This window comes from Halorubrum sp. CBA1125, assembly GCF_009742825.1.
GTDB lineage: Archaea > Halobacteriota > Halobacteria > Halobacteriales > Haloferacaceae > Halorubrum.
In genome coordinates this window covers 1-4,538 of record NZ_WPCE01000213.1, presented here as the reverse complement: position 1 = coordinate 4,538, position 4,538 = coordinate 1, and the positions used below count along the sequence as shown (strand labels likewise).

Annotated in this window: 5 protein-coding genes; 1 reads left to right on the top strand and 4 read right to left on the bottom strand. The window is 71.8% G+C overall.

The genetic code is table 11. The features are described 5' to 3' along the window. The 3 genes from GJ633_RS14285 to GJ633_RS14275 all read right to left on the bottom strand — a co-directional run. Nucleotides 1-437 (bottom strand): CocE/NonD family hydrolase (locus GJ633_RS14285; protein ID WP_321169099.1); only part of this gene is annotated, 437 nt, incomplete at its 3' end. A 31-nt stretch (nucleotides 438-468) separates the two neighbouring features. After that, nucleotides 469-867 (bottom strand): DUF5778 family protein, encoded by a 399-nt coding sequence (locus GJ633_RS14280; protein ID WP_156589350.1) that lies wholly within the window; start codon nucleotides 865-867, stop codon nucleotides 469-471. Between the two features lie 165 nt (nucleotides 868-1,032). Continuing rightward, complete coding sequence (locus GJ633_RS14275; protein WP_321169098.1) at nucleotides 1,033-3,726, bottom strand: AAA domain-containing protein; 2,694 nt, start codon at nucleotides 3,724-3,726, stop codon at nucleotides 1,033-1,035. 103 nt (nucleotides 3,727-3,829) lie between these two features. Here GJ633_RS14275 and GJ633_RS14270 point away from each other — a divergent pair, with 103 nt between their 5' ends. Continuing rightward, a complete protein-coding gene (locus GJ633_RS14270; protein WP_156589348.1) occupies nucleotides 3,830-4,171 on the top strand; it encodes a hypothetical protein in 342 nt (113 codons plus the stop codon). A gap of 90 nt (nucleotides 4,172-4,261) precedes the next feature. On the opposite strand, the gene GJ633_RS14265 is transcribed toward GJ633_RS14270, so the two are convergent. Then, nucleotides 4,262-4,538 (bottom strand): DUF5830 family protein (locus GJ633_RS14265; protein WP_231741368.1); only part of this gene is annotated, 277 nt, incomplete at its 5' end.

The following is a 4,538-nucleotide window of genomic DNA, read 5'->3' as shown; positions in this document are numbered from 1 at the left end:
GCCGCGACCGCGTCGGCGTCGGGGTTCAGCCGGGCGGTCGGCGCGAGCGCGCAGACGCCCGCCAGCTCGGGACGGGCGGCTGCCGTCACGAGCGCGACCGTGCCGCCGAACGAGAAGCCGAACAGCCCGACGCGGTCGTACCGCTCCGCGGCCCAGCCCACGGCCGCGTCGGCGTCGGTGGTCTCGCCGTATCCCTCGTCCCACTCGCCGTAGTCGAACCGGAGACAGTCGATCCCGCGCGCGGCGAGCGCGTCGCTCGCGGCGACCAGCCGCTCGTCGCCGCGGTGACCGCCCTGCCGGGGGTGTGGCGGACAGGCAACGACGACCGCGTCCGACCCAGCGCCGGCGACCGCGTCGGAACCACCATCGTCGCTGGCCGCGAGGTCCAGACTGGCGCGGACGTCGCGTCCGCCGGGTATCAGGACGGTTTCGCTCACGGGCGGGAGGTGAGATACCGGCGACGGTCGTTCACGGGACCTGCGTCACGCGCTCGACGCCGTCGAGGTCGCCGAGATCGGTCGCGAGCGCGTCCTGGTCCACGCCGGCCTCGTAGTAGAACACGAGGGCGAAGACCCCGTCTCTAAGGAGCTGCTGGCACTCCCAGACGAACGCCTCGTCGTCGAGTGTGCGTCCCTGGAACTGGTTCGAGGCGAACGCGGTGTCGTCGTTGCCGGCCTCGATGTACGCCTCGCCCTTGCCGGCGTGCTCGGCGATGACGTCGTTGGCGGCGACCGTGAGCTCGTGCATCTCCAGGTCCTCGTCGCCCCCGAGCGACGTGTGCACGATACAGCCCACGAGGTCGATGTCGCCCGGCTCCAGGAGCGCCTTGGTCCGCGCGTAGAGGTCGGCGTCGACGGTCTCGCTCATGGTCCACGTTCCGACTCCGCTTACAAACGGATGACGGTTTCACGGAGCGCGACGGGCACGCGGCGGTCAGCGGCGGTCAGCGAGGGTCACGGACGAAGGATCACTGACGATCGCAGACGCGACGGCCGCCCCGTCGAGTCACCGTCGCGCCCAGTCGAGCATGCGTCACCGCCGCGCCCAGTCGAGCATGCGGGCGTAGAAGGGGTCGGTAGCGAGCGCGTCGGCGTCGCCCACGATCGTCAGCTGTTTTCTCGCGCGGGTGAGCGCGACGTTCACCCGGCGGTGGTCCTCGAATATCGGCCCGTCGAGGTCGCCGGTCGCCACGAGCGAGACGACGATCACCTCCTTCGAGGAGCCCTGGAACCGGTCGACGGTGTCGACGGTGACGTCCGTCCGGCGGCCGATCTCGGCGACCTGTGCGCGGAACGGCGCGATGACGCCGATCGCGTCGGGGTCGACGCCGGCGGCGACGTACGCGTCGACGATCCCCGCGATGCGCTCGGCCTCCCGGACGTTCCGGTTGCCGTCGCGCTCCCCGTCGGGGTCGACGAAACCCACGCCGCCGGTCAACTCGGGGGCGAGCGCGCCGGGGTCGACGCCGAGGTCGGCGAGGGTCTGGCCGGCCACCGCGGGGGTGGCGGGGCGGAGCGCGCCGTCGTAGAACTCCGCGGAGGCGAACGCCTGGATCCGCTGGCTCATCCGGTACTGGCGGTCGAGCATGACGCTCGCGTCCGGGTACGCGTCGATCAGTCGCTCGAAAAGCGAGGTGCGGAGGTCGTTCTCGGCGCGAACCACGGGCGGAAGCTGCTCGTGGTCGCCCACGAGCACGAACCGGTCCGCCAGGTTGATCGCGGCGTGCGTGCCCGGCTCCGTGAGCTGGGAGGCCTCGTCGACGAGCGCCACGTCGAACTCGCACTCGCGGAGGACCCGGGAGCCGCAGGCGGCGGTGGTCGCGGCGACGACGGGAGCGTCGCGGAGTTCGGCCGCCTTCGCGTTCGGGTCGCCGCGCCGGACGAGCCGCACGTCCTGCATGTCGCCCCGGACGCCGGTCTCGGTCCCCACCCGCAGGACGTCACCGAACCCCTGGTCGCGGAGCGCCTCCAGGGCGTTGTCGACCGCGCGGTTCGTGAACGCCGCGAGCAGCACGCGGTTCCCCTCGTCCACCAGGGCGCGGATCGTCCGCGCGATGGTGTACGTCTTCCCGGTGCCCGGCGGCCCGTGGATCAGCGTGCAGTCCTCGGCGTCGACGGCGAGCTCGACCGCCGCGTTCTGGGCCGCGTTGTTGTCGATGTAGGCGTCTGGGCCGTCTGCGGGACGATCGCTCGGGTCGCGGAACGCCGGCTCGCGACGGCCGAAGAGCACGTCCTTGCGGTCGGGGTCGCCTTTCAAAATTGCGTCGTGGAGGGCGGTGAGCGACCGGTCGACGGAGATCTCCGAGGGGTACACGTCGAGCCGGCACAGCTCGACCGGCTCGTCGGTCTCGACGACGACCTCGTCGCCGAGGGCGGTGACCCGTCCGAGTTCGCCGTGGCCCGTGACGGGGTCGCCGTCGCTGGCGAGCGCCACGTCGCCCTCGCGGAGCTTCGAGACGGCGTCGTTCGGCTTGCGGGCCCGCAGTTCCCAGCGGTTGTCGTCGATCTCGGTCTGGGCGACGGGTTCTAAGTCGATCAGCGCGCGGTCGTCGGCCGCCCGCTCCTCGGGGGTCTGCTCCCACAGCTTGCGATACTCGGCGTGGGTCTCGCGGCGCTCCTCCTCGATGGCCACGTAGAATCGGTCGAAGTAGTCGCGCTCCGCGTCGGGCACGGGGGTCCCGACCTGCCCCGCCTTCGACTCCTGGTCGAGCCGGCCGGAGACGACCATGCAGGTGTCCTGCTCGAAGCAGTAGCTGCAGTTCGCGTCGGCCTCGTAGCCCGTGGGGACGGTGGGGCGCTCCCCGGGGTCGTGGAGCGCGCGCCACTCCATCGCCGCGAGGGCGTTGCGCTCGCGGACGACGAACTCGAGGAGGCCGCGGCCGACCGTGAACTCCTTGGCGGGCGCCAGATCGCCGGACACCTCGTTGCGGTCCAGAGCGGTGTTCTTCGTGTACAGGAGCGTCCCGATGTCGGGGTCGACGCCGCGCTCGTCGAGCATCAGCGCGTAACAGGCCGCTTGGACCTTGTCGTGGAAGCGCGGCTCCCGCTTGGTGTTCTTGCCGGTCTTCAGTTCGACGGGGGTGCCGCGCCGGAGCGCGTCGGCTCTGCCCTTCAGGCCGAACGTCGGCGAGATGAGGGTGAACTCCGACCGCCAGGTGTCCTCGTCGCTCAGGGTTCCCTGCGCGAGCCACCCCTCGATCGCGGCGGCGTTGCGGCGCACCTCGTCTTCGACCTCGGCCGGCTCGTAGCCCAGCAGGCCGAGTTCGAGCCCGGCCTCCGCGACGCGGTCCCTCACGGACGCGTCGAGGTCCATCCCGCGGAGCAGGTCGCCGAACACCTCGTGGACGATCGTCCCCTTGACGACCGGGTAGTTGAGCGGGATTCCAGAGAGCTTGTTCAGGTAGTACATGCGGGGACACTGCACCCACGACCGGATCCCGGTCACGTCGACGAGGAAGTCGGGTTCGAGCACCACCCACGAGTCGCCCGTGGTCGCGTAGCCGGTCTCGCCGTCGAACTCGTCCGTCTCGGCGTCGGTGACGAGCAGTTCCATCCCCGGCTCGGCGTGTTCGGCGGTCTCGGTCCACTTGCCCCACAGCGTCACGTCGACGGGGTCGCCCGCGCCGCCGTCGGGGCGGATCCGGAGCTCGCGGAGGTCGCGCTCGCCGTACGACGTCGACACCGTCCGCGCCGCACCGACCGAGAGGATCGGCCCCCGAACGTTCACGGCCGTCATCGGCGGCGGCGGCGAAAAACGCTGTCGGTGCCGCCCCTCGGGGTGCGGGACAGGAGCCGAAGCGGCCTTACGGTCGGCACGCGAAGCGTCCGCCATGCCGGACTCCCTCCTCGACCGGTACGCCCGCCCGGCGATCGCGCTCGCCGTCTTCGCGCTGGCGACGGTGTCCGCCGCGGCCGGCGTCGCCCGCCTCGAGACGGCCGGCGTCGCCGCCGCGGGCGACGTGGTCGTCAACGTCTACATCGCCGGACTCGTCGCCTGGGGATACGCGGTCGAGGGGTATCGGACCGACCGTTTCCGGGCGCTCCTGTACGCCGGGTTCGTGCTCTGGGGCGTCGTCGACGTCGCGGTCGGGGCCGCCACCGTCCTCTCGGTCACCTTCCTCGTCGTCGGCGCGGCGCTGCTCGCGCGGCTGTGGTACCGGCGCGAAGGGTGACTGGAGTACCGAGCGGACGGAGCACCGGAAGTACCGGGCGAATGGGGAACCGAACCGACTTCGAACCCCCGGCCGCTGGACGCACGCCGATCACCCCTCAGAGTCGCCGTCTCTCCCGGTCACCTTCCGGACGCACGAGGAGCCGAACGGCCCGAGTTCGCCGGCGTCGAGCCGGACGAAGTGGCCGGTCGAGATCCCCGCGCCGCACCGCCGACACTCGAAGTCGCCCTCGCGCTGGACCACCTGCCGCTCGTAGTCGACGTACGTGCCGCCGCGGCGAACCCTGAGGCGGGCGGCCTCGCGGTCGATGACGCCGCGCTTCTCGGCCGCGTCGAGGATCGCCCTCGTGAGCGCGGGGGCTCGTCTC